We start from the raw sequence: 14,894 nt of genomic DNA on the forward strand, positions 1-14,894 counted from the left end.
CCGCTGCGGATCCATGGCTGCTCTGGTTCGTTGAGGAGTGTGAGCCATGACAACCTTCCATGTCCTCTCGGGGGCGAACGAAAGCGCCGTTCATCCCGAGATACGAAAGATTGGCATTGCAGATGTGTTCGACGCGCTGCGTCTCGGGTTCGATGATTTCCGCGAGAAGCCGTCGCATTATGTTTTTCTGTGTCTCATCTATCCTATCGCCGGCGTCGTGCTGATGACCTGGAGCGCGGGGGCGAACATGCTGCCGTTGCTCTATCCGCTCGCATCCGGCTTTGCCCTCATCGGGCCTGTCGCGGCCATCGGTCTTTATGAGATCAGCCGGCGCCGCGAACTCGGCATGGACGCGTCTTGGCCGCATGCGCTGCGGTTGCACCGCAATCCGGCAATTCCGTCGATCCTGGCGGTGGCGGCCCTGTTGTTCGTCATTTTCGTCGTCTGGCTCCTGGTCGCCCAGGGCCTCTATGTAACGATGTTCGGCGCAACGCCGCCGAACTCCATCGCCGAATTCTGGAATGGCATCATCGGCACGGAGCAGGGCTGGAACCTGATCCTCATCGGCAATGCGGTTGGATTTGTTTTCGCGGTGATCGTGCTGTCGATCAGCGTCATCTCTTTCCCGCTGCTGCTAGACAGGGATGTCGGCGCCTTTACGGCGATCGAGACCTCGGTAAGAGCAACCCTCGCCAATCCGGTGCCGGTCGCCTTGTGGGGGCTGATCATCGCGGTCGGCCTGGTGATCGGGTCGATCCCGGTCTTTGTTGGTCTAGCAGTTATCATGCCGATCTTCGGCCACGCCACCTGGCATCTCTATCGGAAATTGGTGGAGCCGGCCCAGCCGATCCACTAGTGCATGTCGCCCAAAAGTGCGCAGCGGTTTTGGGGCTACGACATGCATAAACAAGAACCTAAAGCAGGACGGCCGGCCATTGCCGGCCGTCGGCTTACCGGAAAAATTTATAGTAGGACGAGATTTGCGCGGCCGTGTTCGATGACAGCTTGAGCTTGATGCCGATCCTGTCGCCGCGGCACCACCGCACCATGCCGGTGAGGAAGCCTAGCTCCTCGCTGCGGATCGTCACTTCCTGCCCCGTCCGGGCGCCGATATCGAACAGCAGCTGAAAGCAAATTCCTTCGTCGGAAAGATCCTTCACGACGCCGTTGCAAGAGCCGGTCTTGCAACTGACCGTCCCGGTTATTTTCGTGTCAGTGCGGGCGGATGCGCGCTGAACGCTCTCCTTATGCGCCATAGCTTCCTCGAAACCTGATTGTTAGAACGTTCAGATTCCATGCGAGCGCTGAAGGGTCCGCTAATAAAATCGCCCGCATTTGAAGCGAGCGACTCAAATGCGGGTCGATTCCGCGCCTAGCTTTCGAGTGGCACTCGGAGAGTGCGGTCAGACCGCGCCGAACACCCGTCGGAAAATCGTGTCGACGTGCTTGGTGTGATAGCCGAGATCGAATTTCTCGCGGATGTCCTCTTCGGAGAGCGCCGCGCGGACTTCCTGGTCGGCCAGCAGTTCCTCCAGGAAATCCTTGCCTTCTTCCCACACCTTCATGGCATTCCGCTGCACGAGGCGGTAGGCGTCCTCGCGAGAAACGCCGGCCTGGGTGAGGGCGAGAAGCACCCGCTGCGAATGAACAAGCCCGCGGAACTTGTTCATGTTCTTCATCATGTTCTCGGGATAGACGAGGAGCTTGTCGACGACGCCGGTCAGCCGCGCCAGGGCGAAATCGAGCGTCACCGTCGCGTCCGGTCCGATCATCCGTTCGACCGAGGAATGCGAAATATCGCGCTCGTGCCAGAGAGCAACGTTTTCCATCGCCGGAACGACGAAGGCGCGAACTATGCGGGCCAGGCCCGTCAGATTTTCGGTCAGCACCGGATTGCGCTTGTGCGGCATGGCCGAGGAGCCCTTCTGTCCGGGCGAGAAATATTCCTCCGCCTCCAGCACCTCGGTGCGCTGCAGATGGCGGATTTCCGTCGCGAGACGCTCGATCGAGGACGCGATGACGCCGAGGGTGGCGAAGTACATGGCATGGCGGTCGCGCGGGATCACCTGCGTGGAGACTGGCTCCGGCTTCAGGCCTAGCGCCTTCGCGACATGTTCCTCGACGCGCGGATCAATGTTGGCGAAGGTCCCGACGGCACCGGAAATCGCGCAGGTCGCGATCTCCTCGCGGGCGGCGAGAAGGCGCTCTTTGCAGCGGTCGAATTCCGCATAGGCGAGCGCCAGTTTGACGCCGAAAGTGGTGGGCTCCGCATGGATGCCGTGCGAGCGGCCGATTGTCACCGTATCCTTGTGTTCGAAGGCGCGGCGCTTCAGCGCCTCGAGCAGCCTGTCGAGGTCGGCGAGCAGGAGATCCGTGGCACGGACGAGCTGCACGTTGAAGCAGGTGTCGAGCACGTCGGACGAGGTCATGCCCTGATGCACGAAGCGGCTGTCCGGGCCGACGAATTCGGCAAGATGGGTGAGGAAGGCGATGACGTCGTGCTTGGTGACCGCTTCGATTTCGTCGATGCGCGCCACATCGAACTCAGCCGCGCCGCCCTTTTCCCAGATGGTCTTGGCCGCTCCCTTGGGGATCACACCGATTTCGGCCAGCGCGTCGCAGGCGTGCGCCTCGATCTCGAACCAGATGCGGAACTTCGTTTCCGGCGACCAGATGGCCACCATTTCCGGCCGGGAGTAACGGGGGATCATAGGCTCTGTGCTTTCATTCAGTGGAGGATGGCGTGCCATCTATCAAAGATGCGACGGAAGCTCAACGTTATTGCGGACGCGCCAGCCCCAGGCTCGCCAACAGAAGAGCGACAGCCCCGAGGGGCAGGTATAGCCTGACGCCTAGCACCAGAAACTGGTAATAAGCGGAAAGCGACGTGAACAGTGCCTGGTAGAACCAGACGCGCGAGCCGGTCGCCGCATGCCACTGCGAATAGAAGAGCCGATAATCGAGCGCGAAGAGCAGCGCCGTCACCCCGATGGTGCCGGCGATCAGGCACAGGAGATAGGCCGCGAATCGCGTTTCGATGGTGCGATCCTGCGCCAGGCAGCGGCCCGCGAAAAGCGAGAGCGGCCAGGCGATGAGGCCGCCCGAGGCGTAGAGCAGCAGGATGCTTTCGAGGTGGAATGTTGCGTCATGCTCGCGCAGCCAGAGCGCGTACCAGGCCGAAAACGCCATCGCCAGCCCCCAAGCGGGCGCACCGATGAATGTTTCCCGCCATGACGGAATGGCACGAAGCATGCGCGCCCGTGTCGGGCGATTGGCAGGAGCGAACCCGCTCGGGCGGGCCTCTTTCATCGTCCGGGCCAGGTCGGAACCGCGATCCAGCGCCCGTCGGTTGTGCCTTCGAAACCAAGGGATTTGACCAGGACCATAACGACATGCACTTGCGAGCCGTCATCATTGATGTGAGTCACCACCCCGCCGATGCGGTAGCCGGTCGGGCAGTGACGGCTTTCCGGAATGCGGGCATCGTCCTGCAGCACCTCGGACACGGGTTGCCCGGCATTCTCCGCCATAACGAGACGAAAGCCTTTGATCGCTTTCTGGAGATCCTTGCAGATGCCCTGAGCCTCGAAGGTCTTTTCTTCGAGTTTGAGCTCAAAAGTCTTTCGAAAAGGCGGGTCGGCCGCAAAAGCATCGTATCTCAGCCTGTGCTCCGCCGCATCTGCCTCGGTCACCGGGTTGTAGGCGGCAAGCAATCCAGGCGTATCGAGAAGACGGTAGGCGTCGATCAGCGGCGCCGCCCGCTGACGTGCGTCGCGGCGAGCCTCGGGCAGGGCACCGCCATCCTCCTCGACGCGGGCGCGCACGGGGGCGCCTGGGAGAAAAGTGTCGGTCTGCGTGTCGAGGACGTATATCGTCGAATACGGAAAGCCGGAGCCGTCCTGAATGCCATATTCCTCGAAGCCGAAGACCTTGCCGTCCGAAGAAAAGCCGATCGGCTGAAAACTGGCATAGTCGCCGGCGAGCGCGGGCGGCGCGGCAAGCGCCGTTGCGATCAGGGCTGCAGTCGCGATTGCCGCCCGCAAGCTCATCAGCGGCCCTTCTCGGCCGGCGTGCGGATCGCTTCGATGGCGGTGTGGTAGGCCTCGACGGAGCCGCCCTTGAAAATGGCCGAGCCGGCCACCAGCACGTTGGCGCCCGCCCGAGTGACGACGCCAGCGGTTTCGGGCGTGATGCCGCCGTCCACCTCGATCTCGATCGGCCGGTCGCCGACCATTGCCTTGATGCGGCGGATTTTTTCTTCCATCGCGTAGATGAATTTCTGCCCGCCGAAGCCGGGATTGACCGTCATCACCAGGATGAGATCGACGCTGTCCAGGACATATTCGAGTGCGCTTTCGGGCGTAGCCGGATTGAGCGAGACGCCGGCCTTTTTGCCGAGCGCCTTCACGGTCTGCAAGGAACGGTGCAAATGCGGGCCCGCTTCGGCATGGACGGTGAGGATATCGCAGCCGGCCTTGGCGAAGGCTTCGAGAAAGGGGTCGGCCGGCGCGATCATCAGGTGGCAATCGAACGTCGCGTCCGTGTAGGGGCGCAGCGACTTGATCACATCGGGGCCGAAGGTGATGTTCGGCACGAAATGGCCGTCCATGACGTCGAGGTGGATCCAATCGGCGCCGGCATCCACGACATCGCGGACCTCCTGGCCGAGTTTGGAGAAGTTGGCCGCCAGAATTGATGGGGCAATGCGAATGGGGTGGGTCATGAACAGCCTCCGGTCTTTCCCGCGCCCATAGCATTCCGCGACCGGGCGAACAACATGCGAGGGCGGGCCTCGGTTATTCTGGCGGTGCCGACCAGGCCGGCTTGAAATCGCCCGCGGCCGCCGTCGCATCGTGGACGCCACGCGCGATCGCCCGTGCCATTGTTGCCGCCGCCGCGGCGCTGAGATCGATGAAATCCTCCAGAAGGGGTTGCTTGCCGCTCGCACCCGTCGCGAGTGCAAACACAAGATCTCCGTCGAGCGGTGTGTGGGATGGCCACAGCGCGCGAGAGAAGCCGTCATGGGCGGCAATCGCCAGGCGCTTCGCCTCGGCCTTCGAGAGAACCGCGTCGGTGGCGATGACCGCAATGGTCGTGTTGGCGGTTGCCGCCTTCGGCTCGCGGAACTTGAGCCGCGGCTGCGCCGCATCTTGCGGCCAGGGCGAAGGCATCCCGATCCCGCCGAACTCGCCATCCATTTCAAAGGGTGCGGCCCAGAAATGCCGCGTGTCGCCGATCGTGGCCGAGCCGAGCGCGTTGACGGCGACGAGTGCGCCGACGGTGATGCCGTTTGCAAGGATCGTCGAGGCGGAACCGAGGCCGCCCTTGAGGGTTGCCGTCAGTGCCCCTGTCCCGGCTCCGGCGCTGCCGGTCGTGAAGGTCTCGGCCGCAGCGCGTGCAGCCTCGTAGCCGAGTTCGCGATAGGGCGAAAATTGCCCCCAATCCTTCTCGCCGCCGTTCGTCAGATCGAAGAGGATTGCCGCCGGAACGATCGGAATCCGATGGGGGCCGACGGCAAAGCCGCGGCCCAGTTCGCGAAGTGCCGCCTGCACGCCCGAGGCCGCATCTAAGCCAAAGGCCGAGCCGCCCGATAGCACGATCGCATCTACGGTCTGGACCGTATTGTGAGGAGCGAGGAGGTCGGTTTCGCGCGTTCCCGGTGCGCCGCCCAGAACCTGGACCGCAGCCGTGGCGGGCGGATCGCAAAGCACCGCCGTCACGCCGGATTTCAGGCGGTGATCCTCGGCATTGCCGACCAGGACCCCCGCCACATCGGTGATCAGGTTGTTCCGTCCCTTGCGCATCATTGCGCCTTGCCTGCATCCGGGGCGGCCACGAAGCGGCCGTCCTGCCATCGCATCAGCCTATAGGAACTCTCGGCCCGTTCATGTGTGCTGTTGAAGCGGATCGGCCCGAGGACAGTTGCATAGGGCCCTTTCAGCAGAGCATCCAGGACAACTTTGTCATCGTTCTCCGCTTGATCTTTCGCCTGCTCGAGAAGCGACATCGCCGCAAAGGCGGGGAGGACGTAACCGTCTGGTTCAATGCCGGCGGCGCGCATTGCCGCGACGACCGGTGCGGCTTCGCTCGACCGGGCCGGATCGGCAATGGTGACGGCCAGCACGCCATTCTCGAGCGGCACGTCAAGATCCGCGGCGTTCAGCGTATCGCCGCCAAGCAAGGTTATCGGAATATTCTCCGACTTGGCGTCGCGGGCGATTACCGCGGTGTCGTTGCGGTCGCCGCCGGTGAACACATGCGTTGCGCCGCTTTTCGCCAGGCGTCGAACGAGGCCCACCTGCTGTTCCTGCGACGGGCGGTAGGTGTCGGTGAAAACCGGGGTGATGCCGATCTCGGCAAGAGCGTTGCGCACGCTTTCGACAAGTTCGCGGCTGTGGATCGTTCCGTCGTCGATGAGCGCGAGCGGCCTGTCTCTCCAGTTCGTGACGATAGCATCGGTGATCGCCGCGGCTTCCGCCTTGCCGTTCGGCGCCAGGCGAAAGAGCGGCCACTTCTTCTTGAGAGCGTCCTCCATGAGAATATCCGAGCGCACGCTGAGCGTGATTGCGGGAATGCCAGCCTCGGCGAGGGCCGGCAGCGCCGCTTCCAGGCTCTCGGTGCAGAGAAAGCCGATTGCAGCCTCAGCACCGCTGGCAACCAGCGCCTTCGTCAGGGCCTCGCCGCCTGCCGGATCGCAGCTTTCCGCGATGGGGACGATTTCGCTCCCCCGATCGCCTGCCTGGAAGGCGGCGCCATCGGTAATCTGTTTCCCGAGGGCGGCGAACGGGCCGTCGGCAGGAGCGACGACGGCAACCTTCAGTCCGGCGCCAAGCGCCGGGGAGGTCAGCGTCAGTCCGGCGACAAAAAGGGTCGTACCAATTGATTTCAGCATGTTTTTTCCCGTACCGCACGCCATGTTTTAAGGAAGTGGCACAACTCGTCAAAGGAAAAGATCGAGCTGACCCACGATCACCCTGTCTGCGTCATCCGCGTGCGCGCATCGGCAAGAATCTCGGGCGCCCTAGTTTCATATTTTCGGCGACAGTCTATGTATGTGCGAAATACCGATCCGGAGCGTGATGTGTTGGAGAAGACCCGGCTGGACCCGATAAGCTATCGCGATGCGATGAGCCGCCTGTCTCATCACGTGCAGTTGATCACCGCTGCGGATGATACCGAGCGGCGCGGGGTCACCATCACCGCCTCTTGTTCGGTGTCGGACGATCCTCCGACAATTCTCGCTTGCCTCAATGCTGCAAATCCTCGCAACGAGATCTTCTCCCGCAGCGGCGGCTTTGCACTGAACATCCTCGGTGGGCAGCATGTCGCCCTCGCGCACGCCTTCTCCGGACGCGACCAGCTCGATATGGACCGCCGGTTTGCGCTCGGCCGCTGGACGCAGCTTGCTACCGGAGCGCCGATTCTCGCCGACGCCATTGCCGCCTTCGATTGCCGTCTGATCGAAGTGAAGATCATGGCCACCCACGCGATCCTCTTCGGCGAAGTGGTCGATGTGCACATCGGCGAAAGGACACCACCGCTCATTTATGTGGACCGGGGATATCGCACGCTATAATTTTCCTCGACCGAGGAGGGAACATGGCGACACTTGAGACAGGCAGGATGCCCCAGTCCATCGACGAGACGATGGCGCTGCTGGAGGCTGAGAACTACCTCGCCGGGACTGCCCTCGCGACGGTTCTCTTTCTTGCACTCAGAATGAAGCGCCCACTGTTCCTCGAAGGAGAGGCGGGTGTCGGCAAGACCGAGATCGCCAAGGTGCTCGCCCGTTCGCTCGATCGACCGCTGATCCGGCTGCAGTGCTACGAGGGGCTCGACGTCGCATCCGCCGTCTATGAATGGAACTACCCGGCGCAAATGCTGGAAATCCGCCTCGCGGAGGCCGCCGGCATGGTCGACCGGCAAAGGGTGGAAAGCGACATCTTCTCGGAACGGTTCCTCATTCGCCGCCCCGTGCTTCAGGCGATTTCGGCGAGTGTCGGCCGTGCGCCGGTGTTTCTCATCGACGAGCTCGACCGTACCGACGAGGCTTTCGAGGCCTTTCTGCTGGAGGTGCTTTCCGACTTCCAGGTGACAATTCCCGAGCTTGGAACGATCCGGGCGGACGAGCCGCCGATCGTCATCATCACCACCAACCGTACGCGCGAAATTCACGACGCCTTGAAGCGCCGCTGCCTCTATCATTGGGTCGACTACCCCAATGCGGCGCAGGAGCTAGAGATTATCCGGCGCAAGGTGCCGGGCTGCAACGCGGCCCTTTCCCGGGAGATCGTCGCCTATGTCCAGAGACTCCGGACGGTCGATCTCTTCAAGAACCCGGGCGTCGCGGAGACGATCGATTGGGCGACGGCGCTGACCGAGCTCGATACGCTGGCGCTCGATCCGGAGAGGCTGGCCGATACGCTCGGCACCCTCCTCAAATATCAGGATGACATTGCCCGGATAGAAGGCGCGGAGGGGCGTAGGTTGCTTGAAGAGGTCAAGCGCGAACTCACGGCACAGGGCTGACACCATGACCGGCGAGCCTGATGCCGCGAGAGACGACCGGCGCCCGAAGGAGAGCGGGCAGTTTGCCGACAACATCGTCTTCTTTGCCCGGGCGCTGCGACGAGCCGGCATGAGGATCGGTCCAACCGCGATTGCGGATGCCATCGAGGCGGTCGGCGCAATCTGCATCGGATCGCGCCGCGAGTTCTACGCCGCGCTTCAATGCACGCTGGTGAAGAGGCATGAGGACCAGCCGCTCTTTGATGAAGCGTTCCGGCTGTTCTGGCGCAAGCGCGATCTCGTCCGGAAGATGATCGCGCTGTTGTCGCCCGTCGCTCCGGCAGGTGGGAGAGAAGATCGACGGCGGCGCGCCGGCGAGGCACGCCTCAGTGAAGCGCTCCTCAGCGGACGGGACGACGCCCGGCCGCCTCGTGAGGAACAGGAGATCGAAATCGACGCGCGCTATACCGCGTCGGGTCGGGAGATCTTTCGCAAGGCGGATTTTGCGCAGATGACTGCGGCAGAGATCGCGGAGGCACGAAGGGCGATGTCATCGCTGCTCTTGCCGTTCGATCGGGTGAAGACGCGACGTTTCCGTTCTTCCCGTCGGCCGGCCCGGATCGACCCGCGGGCCACCATGCGCGATGCCATGCGGTACGGTGGCGAGTTCATCCTGCCACGTTTCCGGGAACCTCGCCTCAGGCACCCGCCGCTCGTCGTTCTTGCGGATATTTCAGGTTCGATGACACAGTACACGCGGGTGTTCCTGCATTTTCTGCATGCCCTGACAGAGCAGCGGCACCGCGTGCAGACCTTTCTCTTCGGCACGAGGCTGACGAATGTTACCCGCCAAATGCGCAACCGCGATCCCGACGAGGCACTCGACGAATGCGTGGCGGCGGTCAGGGACTGGTCGGGCGGCACGCGCATCGGCGAAACGCTGCACGAGTTCAATCGTCGATGGTCTCGGCGCGTCCTTGGGCAGGGAGCCATTGTCCTGTTGATCACCGATGGCCTCGAGCGCGACGACACGGCGCAGCTCGAGGTCGAGATGGACCGCCTGCATCGCTCCTGCCGCCGGTTGATCTGGCTCAATCCGTTGCTCCGCTTCGAGGGCTTCGAGGCACGGGCGCGCGGTGTCAGGGCGATGCTGCCGCATGTCGATGAATTTCGCACTGTGCACAATCTGAAATCCGTCGCCGAACTGGTGAAGTCCCTGTCGGGCGAAAAGAGCCGCGATGCGGACCCACGACGCTTTCTCTGGCGTAAGCGCGCGCCGGCGCACGCCCCTTGAAGCAGCAACGACGATGTGGGTTGAATCACACCTTTATCGTCATGATCTAAGAAGGAAGAGCGGGAGTGCCCCAATATGACGAACGAAGCGAACATCCGCGATCCGCTGGAGATTGCGGAGGCATGGCATGGGCAAGGCCGCGCCGTGGCACTGGCAACGGTCATAGAGACCTGGGGTTCGGCGCCACGCCCGGTCGGCAGCCATCTGGTGATTGACGGCGAAGGGAACTTCGAAGGATCTGTTTCGGGGGGCTGCGTCGAAGGTGCCGTCGTCGGCGAAGCGGCCAATGTAATCGCGTCGGGTGTCCCCAGGATCCTCGAATTCGGGGTCGCTGACGAAACAGCATGGCGTGTCGGCCTTTCCTGCGGCGGGCGAATCCGTGTCTATCTCGAGCGAATTGACGGCTAAGATCATGCAACTGTCTACCCTTGAGAAGCTAAATGAGGCGCGCACGGCGCGGCGGGCAGCCGTGGTCGTCAACGATCTTTCGAGTGGCCGCGCGGAGGCATTCATCGAAGGAGAACCCTTCCCGGCAGAATGGGATGCCGCAATCTCTGAAACGCTGCGCTCGGCTCGACCCGCTCTTGCGACTGTCAACGAGCGATCGCTGTTCCTCAACGTCTATCTGCCGCCGCCGCGCATTGTCGTCGTCGGCGCCGTTCATATCTCACAGGCGCTTGCGCGACTCGCGCCGATCGCAGGGTTCGATCTAACCATCATAGACCCGCGCACCGCCTTCGCGACGGTGGAGCGCTTTCAAGGCATCGAGCTCCTTGCGGATTGGGCCGAAGATGTTTTGCCCACGCGGCCGCTCGACCGCTACACGGCCCTGGCTGCGGTCACCCACGACCCGAAGATTGACGACTATCCGATCCGGGCCGCCCTGGACGCGGGCTGCTTTTATGTCGGCGCGCTTGGCAGCCGCAAGACGCATGCGGCTCGCGTAGAAAGACTGCGGGCCGCAGGCGTGCCGGAAGAGGCGATCGGCCGCATCAGGGCGCCGATTGGCCTCAATATCGGCGCTGCGAGCCCGGCAGAGATCGCCGTTGCCGTCTTGGCCGAAATCATCGGCGCGTTCCGTCATCGCGATCGCGGGGAACAGGAGCGTGTAGCATGAGGTTCGGTCCTGTGCCGCTCGCCGAAGCGGAAGGTGCGATTCTGGCGCATTCGGTGAAGTCTGCGGAACGCAAGCTGGCAAAAGGCCATCGCCTGAGCGCGGATGACCTCGCGATGCTTGCCGAGGCCGATATCCGGGAGGTCATTGTCGCCCGGCTCGACCCGAAGGATCTGCCGGAGGACGAAGCCGCGGCTCGGGTCGCGGCCGCCATTGCCCCGGATCATCTCCGCCTCTCGCCAGCCGCTACCGGCCGGGTCAATGTCTACGCCACGGCGACGGGTCTCTTCGTCGCTGATCGCTCGATCATCGACAGGGTGAACCGCATCGATCCGGCGATTACGCTCGCCTGCCTTGCAGACCATGTCGCCGTCGAGGCCGGCGACATGGTCGCGACGATCAAGATCATCCCTTTGGCGGTGCCAGAAAAATTCGTTGAGCAAGCGGCGGCAGCACTCCGCGCCGAACCCGCCTTCGAAGTGAAGCCCTTCGCGCCGCGGCGCGCCGCCTTGATTGCAACCGAGTTGCCGTCGCTGAAGCCCCAGGTGATGAACAAGACGCATGCGGTGCTGGCGGCGCGGCTGGCGCGATCCGGCAGCCGCCTTGATACGGAGCGTCGCGTCGCTCACAGCGAGACCGCCGTCGCCGGGGCGATTGCCGAACTGAGGGCTTCGCATGAGCTGCTGATCGTTTTCGGGGCCTCCGCCGTCGCTGACCCTGACGACGTCGTGCCGGCCGCCATCCGACGCGCCGGTGGGACCGTCGAGCATGTCGGCATGCCGGTTGACCCCGGCAACCTGCTCGTCCTTGGCCGCTTGGGGGACATCCCCGTCGTCGGCGCGCCCGGATGTGCCCGCAGCCCAAGGGAAAATGGCTTCGACTGGATCCTCGACCGGCTGCTCGCCGGCGAGTGGCCAAGTCCAGCCGACATTGCCGGCCTTGGCGTCGGCGGTCTGCTCAAGGAAATCCCGTCGCGGCCGCAGCCGCGGGAAGTGGCAGTCGGGCCGCAGCCCGGGCCGGTCGCGATCGTTGTGCTCGCGGCCGGCCGAGCAAGCCGGATGGGACCGGCTGGAAAACACAAGCTTCTTGCCGAGTTCGATGGCGTCCCGCTGGTTCGCCGTTCCGTCGAGACGGCCCTTGCCGCCGGCCAAGGCAAGGTCGTCGTGGTTACCGGATATCGCGAGGATGAGATCCGGGCCGCATTAGGCGGCCTGCCGGTCACGTTTGTTTCGAATCCCGATTACGAGAGCGGCATGGCGTCGTCGCTCGTCGCAGGGCTGACCGCTATGGAAGAAGAGGCGGGCGGCATGCTGGTGATGCTGGCGGACATGCCGGGTGTCACCTCCGGGCATCTGTCGAAGATGTTGGCGGCTTTCGATGCTGAAAATGGCCGCGCCGTCGTGCGGGCGGTCACGGAGGGCCAGCGCGGAAACCCGGTCATCCTGCCGCGGTCCACCTTTGCAGCGGTCCGGCAGCTCTTGGGCGACGTGGGGGCGAGACATATTGTCGAGCGCAGCGGTCTTCCGGTGATCGATGTCGAACTCGGCGCCGCCGCGCGCCTCGACGTCGATACACCCGAAGCAGTCCTGGCCGCCGGCGGCATATTGAAGGATTGAGCGATGGACAATGCTGCGATCGAGGAAATGTTCGAGACACTGGGGCCGATCAGCATTCGCCGCATGTTCGGCGGCAAGGGCATTTATTGCGACGGCGTCATTCTCGCGGTCGAGGTTGACGGGGAGATCCTTTTGAAAGGCGACGCCGAAACGGTTCCGGAATTCGAGGGGGCCGGCGGCCGGCAATGGGCTTACGACGGCAAGGGCAAGCCGGTGAAAATGCCCTATTGGAGTATACCTGAGGCGGCCTATGACGAGCCGGAGGAAATGGCCCGCTGGGTGAAGCTAGCCTACGCGGCCGCGCGCAGGGCGAAGAAGTAGCGGCACTGCTAACCGAGCGCGCGCACCGCATCGGCGGCGAAGCGGGACAATGGCTGGGGCAGGGCGGAAAGGTCGAACCAGCCTATATCGGAAAGCTTGTCCGGTTCGGTGAGGCGCGCTTCGCCTGAAAAATCATTGGTCGCATAGATCAGCGAGATCCAGTGCTGGCGATCGGCTTCGATCATCTGCTCGCTGATGCAAAGAAAGCGCGTCGAACGGACCGAGAGGCCGCTTTCCTCTTCTGCTTCCCGTCGCGCGGCATCCTCCGCGCGCTCCATGTGGTCGACCTTGCCGCCGACGATGCTCCAGTGGCCGGCCTCCGGTGCCTTCAGGCGTCGGCAGAGAAGGATCTTGCCGTCCCGCAGGATCGCAAGGCCGCAGCCGAGGCCCGGAAAGTCGATGCCGGGGAAAGCCATGGGCCGGCTATCAAGCCTTGCCGATGATCAGCATGAAGGCCGGGATCTCGTCGCCGAAGCCGACCGGCGTCGGGCCATCGTCATAATCGCGGCGATTGCGGTTGCGACGGTCGCGATTGTCGTCATTGGCGGCGTTCTGCGCCCGGCCGGGACGCTCATTGCGGCTTGCATGGACCTGCTTGTTGTCGGCGCTACGTTCCGGTTTCACGGCTTCCGCCCTTTCTGCGACTGGTTCGAATTCGGTCACGTTATCGACACGGGCAGTATCGGTTTTATGATCGCCGCGTGCCCGACCGGAGCGTTCCACATCTTTTTTGCGATCCCTGCGGCCGTCGCGGCCGCGCTCGCGCCGGCCGTCATGGCTTTCCATCGGCTCGGGCAGTTGCGAAAGGTCGCCACTCAGCCACTCGACCTTCTCGCCGATCAGCTTCTCGATGGCGTCGGAGAACTTCGTGTCGCGCTTCGTCACGATCGTGAAGGAAGCGCCGGAGCGTCCGGCCCGGCCGGTACGGCCGATGCGGTGCACATAGTCTTCCGCGTGGATCGGCACATCGAAATTGAAGACGTGGCTGACGTCCGGAATGTCAAGGCCGCGCGCCGCGACGTCCGAAGCAACGAGCAACTGGATATTGCCGTCCTTGAAGCTGGCCAGCATCGCCATGCGAGAGCGCTGGTCCATGTCGCCGTGCAGGGCACCAACCGAGAAGCCATGGCGGTCGAGCGAGCGGAAGAGCTCGGCGACGTCCTTCTTGCGGTTGCAGAAGATGATCGCGTTCTTGAGTTCGCCCTGAGCGCGGATGAGATCCCGCAGCACGGCGCGCTTTTCGTAATCCTTTCCGTGCGCGGCGACGAAGCGCTGCGTCACGGTGATTGCCGCCGAGGCGGGGCGGGCGACTTCCACCCGCTCAGGGTTCTGCAGGAACCGGTCGGCGAGCTTCTGAATTTCCGGCGGCATGGTTGCTGAGAAGAACAGCGTCTGGCGGGTGAAGGGAATAAGCTTCGCGATCCGCTCGATATCCGGGATGAAGCCCATGTCGAGCATACGGTCGGCTTCGTCGATGACGAGGATCTCCACGCCGGACATCAGGAGCTTGCCGCGCTCGAAATGATCGAGCAGGCGGCCGGGCGTGCAGATCAGAACGTCGGCGCCGCGCTCGAGCTTGCGGTCCTGCTCGTCGAAGGAGACGCCGCCGATCAAGAGCGCAATATTGAGCTTGTGATTCTTGCCGTACTTGTCGAAGTTCTCTGTAACCTGCGCCGCAAGCTCGCGGGTGGGCTCCAGGATCAAGGTGCGCGGCATACGTGCACGCGCGCGGCCCTTTTCCAGGAGCGTCAACATCGGCAGCACGAAGGACGCCGTCTTGCCCGTGCCGGTCTGCGCGATGCCAAGGATGTCGCGACGCTGAAGGGCCGGCGGAATGGCGCCCACTTGGATCGGTGTCGGCGTTGTGTAGCCCGCGTCAGTAACTGCGGAGAGAACTTTTTGGCTCAGGCCAAGGTCAGCAAAATTGGTCAAAGGGGAATCTGTTTCCGTTCCGGTTCAATAGAACTCTGATCGATCGATGGAAATACACCATCCTATGGCGGCGCTCTTAGGACGAAAGGCGCCGAAAGTCAAGAAATCC

At 63.3% G+C, this 14,894-nt stretch carries 17 protein-coding genes; 8 read left to right on the forward strand and 9 right to left on the reverse strand.

Annotated features, from left to right (window positions below; all coding sequences use genetic code 11):
• Positions 1-46: 46 nt before the first annotated feature.
• Positions 47-856, forward strand: coding sequence for a DUF2189 domain-containing protein (locus tag USDA257_RS18420; RefSeq protein ID WP_014764456.1), 810 nt, complete (start codon positions 47-49; stop codon positions 854-856).
• A gap of 94 nt (positions 857-950) precedes the next feature.
• Here USDA257_RS18420 and USDA257_RS18425 read toward each other — a convergent pair whose 3' ends face one another.
• The 7 genes from USDA257_RS18425 to USDA257_RS18455 form a co-directional block, all read right to left on the reverse strand.
• On the reverse strand, positions 951-1,256 hold the full coding sequence (locus USDA257_RS18425; RefSeq protein WP_014764457.1) for a PilZ domain-containing protein: 306 nt from the start codon (positions 1,254-1,256) through the stop codon (positions 951-953).
• A 147-nt stretch (positions 1,257-1,403) separates the two neighbouring features.
• Entirely contained in the window at positions 1,404-2,711 is a 1,308-nt protein-coding gene (purB, locus tag USDA257_RS18430; RefSeq protein WP_041414393.1) for an adenylosuccinate lyase, read from the reverse strand.
• A 67-nt stretch (positions 2,712-2,778) separates the two neighbouring features.
• Positions 2,779-3,309 carry a hypothetical protein gene (locus USDA257_RS18435; RefSeq protein WP_048657407.1) on the reverse strand — a complete coding sequence of 177 codons (531 nt, stop codon included), beginning with the start codon at positions 3,307-3,309 and terminating at the stop codon, positions 2,779-2,781.
• Complete coding sequence (locus USDA257_RS18440) at positions 3,306-4,049, reverse strand: DUF2259 domain-containing protein (RefSeq protein WP_014764460.1); 744 nt, start codon at positions 4,047-4,049, stop codon at positions 3,306-3,308. The genes USDA257_RS18435 and USDA257_RS18440 overlap by 4 nt, the downstream gene beginning before the upstream one ends.
• Positions 4,049-4,723 carry a ribulose-phosphate 3-epimerase gene (gene rpe, locus USDA257_RS18445; RefSeq protein ID WP_014764461.1) on the reverse strand — a complete coding sequence of 225 codons (675 nt, stop codon included), beginning with the start codon at positions 4,721-4,723 and terminating at the stop codon, positions 4,049-4,051. The genes USDA257_RS18440 and rpe overlap by 1 nt, the downstream gene beginning before the upstream one ends.
• A 73-nt stretch (positions 4,724-4,796) precedes the next feature.
• Complete coding sequence (locus USDA257_RS18450; RefSeq protein ID WP_041414394.1) at positions 4,797-5,807, reverse strand: P1 family peptidase; 1,011 nt, start codon at positions 5,805-5,807, stop codon at positions 4,797-4,799.
• A complete protein-coding gene (locus USDA257_RS18455; protein WP_014764463.1) occupies positions 5,804-6,892 on the reverse strand; it encodes a branched-chain amino acid ABC transporter substrate-binding protein in 1,089 nt (362 codons plus the stop codon). Before USDA257_RS18455 ends, USDA257_RS18450 begins: the two co-directional genes overlap by 4 nt.
• Positions 6,893-7,048: 156 nt before the next feature.
• Here USDA257_RS18455 and USDA257_RS18460 point away from each other — a divergent pair, with 156 nt between their 5' ends.
• From USDA257_RS18460 to USDA257_RS18490, 7 genes are all read left to right on the forward strand, one after another.
• Positions 7,049-7,576: a flavin reductase family protein gene (locus USDA257_RS18460; RefSeq protein ID WP_014764464.1), complete on the forward strand. Its 528-nt coding sequence runs from the start codon at positions 7,049-7,051 to the stop codon at positions 7,574-7,576.
• Between the two features lie 23 nt (positions 7,577-7,599).
• Positions 7,600-8,529 (forward strand): AAA family ATPase, encoded by a 930-nt coding sequence (locus USDA257_RS18465; RefSeq protein ID WP_014764465.1) that lies wholly within the window; start codon positions 7,600-7,602, stop codon positions 8,527-8,529.
• 4 nt (positions 8,530-8,533) lie between these two features.
• Positions 8,534-9,802 (forward strand): vWA domain-containing protein, encoded by a 1,269-nt coding sequence (locus USDA257_RS18470; protein WP_014764466.1) that lies wholly within the window; start codon positions 8,534-8,536, stop codon positions 9,800-9,802.
• Positions 9,803-9,877: 75 nt separating this feature from the next.
• Positions 9,878-10,210 (forward strand): XdhC family protein, encoded by a 333-nt coding sequence (locus USDA257_RS18475; RefSeq protein ID WP_014764467.1) that lies wholly within the window; start codon positions 9,878-9,880, stop codon positions 10,208-10,210.
• A gap of 4 nt (positions 10,211-10,214) precedes the next feature.
• A complete protein-coding gene (locus USDA257_RS18480; protein WP_014764468.1) occupies positions 10,215-10,919 on the forward strand; it encodes an XdhC family protein in 705 nt (234 codons plus the stop codon).
• Entirely contained in the window at positions 10,916-12,532 is a 1,617-nt protein-coding gene (locus USDA257_RS18485; RefSeq protein WP_014764469.1) for an NTP transferase domain-containing protein, read from the forward strand. The genes USDA257_RS18480 and USDA257_RS18485 overlap by 4 nt, the downstream gene beginning before the upstream one ends.
• A 3-nt stretch (positions 12,533-12,535) precedes the next feature.
• Positions 12,536-12,853 (forward strand): TfoX/Sxy family protein, encoded by a 318-nt coding sequence (locus tag USDA257_RS18490; protein ID WP_014764470.1) that lies wholly within the window; start codon positions 12,536-12,538, stop codon positions 12,851-12,853.
• A gap of 8 nt (positions 12,854-12,861) precedes the next feature.
• Here the strand turns inward: USDA257_RS18490 and USDA257_RS18495 are convergent, their stop codons facing one another.
• Together USDA257_RS18495 and USDA257_RS18500 are read right to left on the reverse strand one after the other, a co-directional pair.
• Positions 12,862-13,269: an NUDIX hydrolase gene (locus USDA257_RS18495; RefSeq protein ID WP_014764471.1), complete on the reverse strand. Its 408-nt coding sequence runs from the start codon at positions 13,267-13,269 to the stop codon at positions 12,862-12,864.
• Positions 13,270-13,279: 10 nt separating this feature from the next.
• Positions 13,280-14,785, reverse strand: a complete 1,506-nt coding sequence (locus USDA257_RS18500; protein ID WP_014764472.1) for a DEAD/DEAH box helicase — start codon at positions 14,783-14,785, stop codon at positions 13,280-13,282.
• Between the last annotated feature and the right edge of the window lie 109 nt (positions 14,786-14,894).

The organism is Sinorhizobium fredii USDA 257 (assembly GCF_000265205.3).
Lineage (GTDB): Bacteria > Pseudomonadota > Alphaproteobacteria > Rhizobiales > Rhizobiaceae > Sinorhizobium > Sinorhizobium fredii_B.

What these genes read in the sequence shown, in the direction of transcription:
- USDA257_RS18485 (WP_014764469.1), top strand. Translation starts at nt 10,916, where the DNA reads ATGAGGTTCGGTCCTGTGCCGCTCGCCGAAGCGGAAGGTGCGATTCTG.
- USDA257_RS18470 (WP_014764466.1), top strand. Translation starts at nt 8,534, where the DNA reads ATGACCGGCGAGCCTGATGCCGCGAGAGACGACCGGCGCCCGAAGGAG.
- purB (WP_041414393.1), bottom strand. Translation starts at nt 2,711, where the DNA reads ATGATCCCCCGTTACTCCCGGCCGGAAATGGTGGCCATCTGGTCGCCG.
- USDA257_RS18450 (WP_041414394.1), bottom strand. Translation starts at nt 5,807, where the DNA reads ATGATGCGCAAGGGACGGAACAACCTGATCACCGATGTGGCGGGGGTC.
- USDA257_RS18465 (WP_014764465.1), top strand. Translation starts at nt 7,600, where the DNA reads ATGGCGACACTTGAGACAGGCAGGATGCCCCAGTCCATCGACGAGACG.
- USDA257_RS18425 (WP_014764457.1), bottom strand. Translation starts at nt 1,256, where the DNA reads ATGGCGCATAAGGAGAGCGTTCAGCGCGCATCCGCCCGCACTGACACG.
- rpe (WP_014764461.1), bottom strand. Translation starts at nt 4,723, where the DNA reads ATGACCCACCCCATTCGCATTGCCCCATCAATTCTGGCGGCCAACTTC.
- USDA257_RS18480 (WP_014764468.1), top strand. Translation starts at nt 10,215, where the DNA reads ATGCAACTGTCTACCCTTGAGAAGCTAAATGAGGCGCGCACGGCGCGG.
- USDA257_RS18460 (WP_014764464.1), top strand. Translation starts at nt 7,049, where the DNA reads ATGTATGTGCGAAATACCGATCCGGAGCGTGATGTGTTGGAGAAGACC.
- USDA257_RS18420 (WP_014764456.1), top strand. Translation starts at nt 47, where the DNA reads ATGACAACCTTCCATGTCCTCTCGGGGGCGAACGAAAGCGCCGTTCAT.
- USDA257_RS18490 (WP_014764470.1), top strand. Translation starts at nt 12,536, where the DNA reads ATGGACAATGCTGCGATCGAGGAAATGTTCGAGACACTGGGGCCGATC.
- USDA257_RS18455 (WP_014764463.1), bottom strand. Translation starts at nt 6,892, where the DNA reads ATGCTGAAATCAATTGGTACGACCCTTTTTGTCGCCGGACTGACGCTG.
- USDA257_RS18440 (WP_014764460.1), bottom strand. Translation starts at nt 4,049, where the DNA reads ATGAGCTTGCGGGCGGCAATCGCGACTGCAGCCCTGATCGCAACGGCG.
- USDA257_RS18495 (WP_014764471.1), bottom strand. Translation starts at nt 13,269, where the DNA reads ATGGCTTTCCCCGGCATCGACTTTCCGGGCCTCGGCTGCGGCCTTGCG.
- USDA257_RS18475 (WP_014764467.1), top strand. Translation starts at nt 9,878, where the DNA reads ATGACGAACGAAGCGAACATCCGCGATCCGCTGGAGATTGCGGAGGCA.
- USDA257_RS18435 (WP_048657407.1), bottom strand. Translation starts at nt 3,309, where the DNA reads ATGAAAGAGGCCCGCCCGAGCGGGTTCGCTCCTGCCAATCGCCCGACA.